Origin of the sequence: Sphingomonas sp. CCH9-E2 (genome assembly GCF_001557215.1) — a bacterium.
Taxonomy (GTDB): Bacteria; Pseudomonadota; Alphaproteobacteria; order Sphingomonadales; family Sphingomonadaceae; genus Sphingomonas.
This window is the reverse complement of record NZ_LSJM01000314.1, coordinates 1-4,466: the sequence shown is the minus strand read 5'-3', so window position 1 is coordinate 4,466 and position 4,466 is coordinate 1. Positions and strand designations below refer to the sequence as shown.

Annotated in this window: 4 protein-coding genes; 1 reads left to right on the top strand and 3 read right to left on the bottom strand. The window is 66.3% G+C overall.

Going from position 1 to position 4,466, the window contains the following annotated elements:
- On the bottom strand, positions 1-1,022 hold a 1,022-nt coding region (gene purT / locus AX681_RS14830), incomplete at its 3' end, for a formate-dependent phosphoribosylglycinamide formyltransferase (RefSeq protein WP_066682445.1).
- A gap of 140 nt (positions 1,023-1,162) precedes the next feature.
- Here purT and AX681_RS14825 point away from each other — a divergent pair.
- Positions 1,163-2,692: a methyl-accepting chemotaxis protein gene (locus AX681_RS14825; protein ID WP_231733628.1), complete on the top strand. Its 1,530-nt coding sequence runs from the start codon at positions 1,163-1,165 to the stop codon at positions 2,690-2,692.
- 225 nt (positions 2,693-2,917) lie between these two features.
- On the opposite strand, the gene AX681_RS14820 is transcribed toward AX681_RS14825, so the two are convergent.
- Together AX681_RS14820 and AX681_RS22050 are read right to left on the bottom strand one after the other, a co-directional pair.
- Positions 2,918-3,679, bottom strand: coding sequence for a hypothetical protein (locus AX681_RS14820; protein ID WP_066682441.1), 762 nt, complete (start codon positions 3,677-3,679; stop codon positions 2,918-2,920).
- Between the two features lie 246 nt (positions 3,680-3,925).
- Positions 3,926-4,411 carry a sensor histidine kinase gene (locus AX681_RS22050; RefSeq protein WP_156442668.1) on the bottom strand — a complete coding sequence of 162 codons (486 nt, stop codon included), beginning with the start codon at positions 4,409-4,411 and terminating at the stop codon, positions 3,926-3,928.
- Positions 4,412-4,466: the final 55 nt, after the last annotated feature.

The window sequence follows — 4,466 nt, the reverse complement described above, 5'->3', positions numbered from 1 at the left end:
CCGCCAGCCACCGCCAGCGCGTCGGCGATCCCGTCATAGCCCGGCGCTTCGCTGTCCCGATCCGCCAGGATCACCGCCGAAGCCGCCGCCCCGCGCAGCACGACCTCCGGCACCGGCAGTCCCAGCACTGCGCGCGCATGCAGGTCGAACTCGGTCAAATTCTGCGAGATCAGCGTGACCATGCCGGTATCGTGCGGCCGCGGTGACAGCTCGCTGAAGATCACTTCTTCGCCCTTCACGAAGAACTCGACCCCGAACAGGCCATAGCCGCCCAGATCGTCCACCACCTTGCGCGCCATCTCCTGCGCCGCCGCGATCGCGCCCGCAGTCATCGCCGCGGGCTGCCAGCTTTCCTGATAATCGCCGCGCTCCTGCCGGTGCCCGATCGGCGGACAGAAGACGACGCCCTCGCGCGTCCGCACCGTCAGCAGCGTGATCTCGTAATCGAAATCGACAAACTCCTCCACGATCACCCGCCGCCGGTCGCCGCGCATATTCGCGACCGCATAGTCCCACGCCGCCTCGAGGCTCCCGGCATCGCGCACGGTCGTCTGCCCCTTGCCCGACGAGGACATGACCGGCTTGATCACGCACGGCAGCCCGGTGTGCGCGGCCCCCGCCAGCACCTCGTCCAGGCTTTCGGCATAGCGATAGCGCGACGTGCGCAGCCCCAGCTCGACCGCCGCCACCTCGCGGATCGCGTCGCGGTTCATCGTCATCATCGTCGCGCGCGCCGAGGGCACCACCGTCACCCCCGCCGCCTCGACCTCCGCCAGCACTTCGGTCCGGATCGCCTCGATCTCCGGCACCACCAGGTCGGGCGCATGCCGGTCGATCGCCGCACGCAGCGCATCGCCGTCGAGCATCGAGAACACCTCGCACCCGTCCGCCACCTGCATCGCCGGCGCCCCCGCATAGGCGTCGCACGCGATCACCTGCGCCCCCAGCCGTTTGGCCGAGATCACGAACTCGCGCCCCAGTTCCCCGGAGCCCAGCAACAGGATTTTCGCGGTAAAGGTCATGCGCACAGCGTTAGGCGATGCGATGCGCGCAGGAAATGGGAAATGAATCCGCGCCCCCGCGCCACGGGAGCAACCCGGTCGAAACCCTCAATAACCGGTTAATCCCGATCCCAGGGCCAATACCACAGCACTGACACAGGATGGCGTCCACACCACTGAATCCGTTACAAAATCGGAATTTCAGCGACCCTCGACCAATTGCGGCCCGCTCAAACATCGCACCGCCGGAAACCGCCGACAGGACCGCCTGCCTATACTTAGACCGTTACGCTGTAGCAACGAAGGAAAGGCACGAAGATGATGCACTGGTTCGAGGCGATAGCGCCAATCCGTCAAAAGACACTGGTCGCGTTCGGTACGCTGTCGGTCTGATCCTGTTCACCGGCCTCATTGAACTGGTCAAGGGCGATTGGGTCGCCGCCGGGATCAACGCCGTCTGCGCCGTCGCCGCCGGTGCGCTCAGCCTCCGCTTCCGCAAGGCGATCTGCGATCCCTATGTCAACACCGTCGTCCGCATGGAGGCGCTGGCCGCCGGCGATCTCGACAGCCCGATCGCCTATACCGACTATCAGAATTGCGTCGGCCGCATGACCCGGGCGATGTTCACCTTCCGCGACACCGCCAAGGCGCAGATCGAAAGCGCCGCCGAGCAGGCAGAGGTCGTGACCACGCTGCGCACCAGCCTGGGGTCGCTGACCAACGGCGACTTCACCGCCGACATCCGCACTGCCTTCCCGCCCGCCTATGCCGAGCTCAAGGACAATTTCAACGCCGCGCTCGCCTCGCTGCGCAACCTGATCGGATCGGTCATGGACAGCACGCGCAGCATCACCACCGGCTCGACCGAAATCGCGCAGGCGTCGGAGGATCTCGCCCGCCGCACCGAAGCCAATGCCGCCAGCCTCGAACAGACCTCGGCCGCCGTGTCGCAGATGCGCGAGCGGCTCCAGTCCAACGCCGAAGCCGCCGAGCGCACCGTGACCCGTGCCGATGGCGCGATCCACAGCGTCGCCACCGGCCGCACCACCACCGAAGAAGCGGTGCAGGCGATGACCCGCGTCAGCGACAGCGCCAAGGGCATCGACACCGTGATCGAAGGCCTCGACAAGATCGCCTTCCAGACCCGCGTCCTCGCCATGAACGCCGCGGTCGAAGCCGGCCGCGCGGGCGAAGCCGGACGCGGCTTCGCCGTCGTCGCCGACCTCGTCTCCGCCCTCGCCATGCGCGCCGAGGAAGAGGCCGGCCGCGCCCGCGAACAATTGACCGCGACCCAGGCCGATATCGGCACCGCCGTCGACATGGTCCGCAACGTCGACGCCGCCTTCGCCAACATCTCGGGCGATGTCGGCGAAGTCCATCTCCTCCTCGCCGACATGGCCAGCGCGAACGAGGCACAGGCCACCGCGATCCGCGAGATCAGCGTCGCCATCTCCTCGATGGACCAGTCGACGCAACAGAACGCCGCGATGGTCGAGGAAACCTCCGCCGCCGCCCGCAACCTGTCGCGCGAAGTCGAAATGCTCAGCGGTCAGGCCAGCCAGTTCAACGTCGGCGGCTCCGACGCGCCCCGCGCCACCGCCTCAGCCCCCGCGCGCCAGCCGGCCCGCAAGCCCGCCCGCGCCAACCTCCAGCTCGCCGTCGCGGGCGGCGACGGCTGGAACGACCTCTGACCGGACCGGGGGAGGATGCCGCCAAATCCTCCCCGGAACGGGGAGGGGGGTGTAGCTGCGAGCAGCGATGTGCCGGGGGCACATCGCAGCAGCGGAACCGGCTTGCGAAGCAAGCCGTGGGCGCAGCATGGTGGAGGGGGCCCAAGGCAAGGGCATCCAGTGCCTCGCTCCCCTCCGTCAGCGCTACGCGCTGCCACCTCCCCGTTCCGGGGAGGATCAAGCAGCTCAGGGCACCAGCCCCGGCCGCTCCCCCGCGATCACCGCGCGCTCATATTCCTGCCACGCATCCGCGCGCACCAGCGCCTCGCGCCGCCGCCCCTGCGCGATCCGGTCCAGCGCCTTCAGCAACGCCGCATCGGTTTCGTCCGGCGCGGCATAGTCCGGCACCGTCCGCGCCTTCGCCGCCACCACCCGCTCCGCCTGCCGCGCCGCCTGTTCGCGCACCAGCAGCGTGCGCAGCAGCGTCTCCGAATAGCGCCGCCGCGTCCCCGTCACCTTGCCGCCATGGACGATCGGCTCGTCCCAGCCCTCGACCGCGCGCTCCCACGCCACCTGCTCCAGGCACGGCAGCGCCCGCGCCAGCGCCGCCGCGCACGCCGCCGCAAATTCGGGTGAGCGCGCCTTCAGCCGCGTGACCGCACTGCGCGACATCCCCACCCGCTGCGCAGCTTCCGCAAGTTCGCCCGTCTCGGCCAGCGCGCGCAGAAACGCCCGCCGCCGCACGTCCGACCACCCGTCCCAGCGTTCGCGCGGCGCAGTCTCCGCGACCTTGGTCCCGCGCTGCTCGATCCACTGCGCCTGCCACTCGGCAACCATCGCGTCCCAGCGCTCGCGAAACTCCGGCCGCCGCTGCCGCCGTTTATAGGCCGACCCGACGCACCGCCCGACCGCATCCGCCGCCGCGCGCACCGTCCCCGTCGCCTTGAGCGCCAGCAGAAACGCCGTCTCGGTATCCTGCGTCCAGCGCATATACGGTTGCTTGATCATCCCCCACCCCGTCCGTCACGTTGAGGGGGAACCAGTTATACGCGACAGGGCTTGTAGGAAAGAACATTTTGGGAACATCTTTAAAGCAAGCCGTCATCTGCTCCCACTTATCGACGAGCGTTTAGGCATGCCGCAATCGCACGGGAGCAGTTTCATGAAGTACGCGCTCACATCATGACTTCGGGTCCAGCGTGGGAATGAATGCTCAACCCTGCTGTTGCACCCTTGCTCGCGCAGCTGGTCGGCTCAGGAGTTCAGGCTGTGCCTCCCCGAAATTGTGCAAATCAAGCCACTTGGCTCAAATGCGAAATGTGCGCTCCCCCCAATGGTTGAAGCCAATGCTTGGCGTATCAAGCGCGACCCGAAGCCTTGCCTTGACGGTGTTTGAACCGACGGCCCGCCAGTTTCCGTCCAAGTGATCTCAAAAAAATCGGAATCAGCAGATAGAGACCTGCATCGAATAATTACCGATCCAACCTCGTTAGACAGCGCACCGTATTTTATCGCGTTTGTGCTCAGTTCATGGATGGCCATCGCAACCATGACACCCGCACGCCCGGATAAACGGATATTTTCACCATCCATGTCGAGTCTCGATCGAATTACTCCCAACGTGTCGGCCGTACTCCAGATGATATCTTCGAGACCGATTTCTTGATATTCATCGCTCACCAACCGATCGTGCGCCCTCGCCAAAGCCCCTAGACGAGACTGAAAAGAGTTGAGCGAAATTTTGGTCTGCCCCCACCGAGTGGACCGATTGGTTTGTTAGTGCATTAAGCTCATC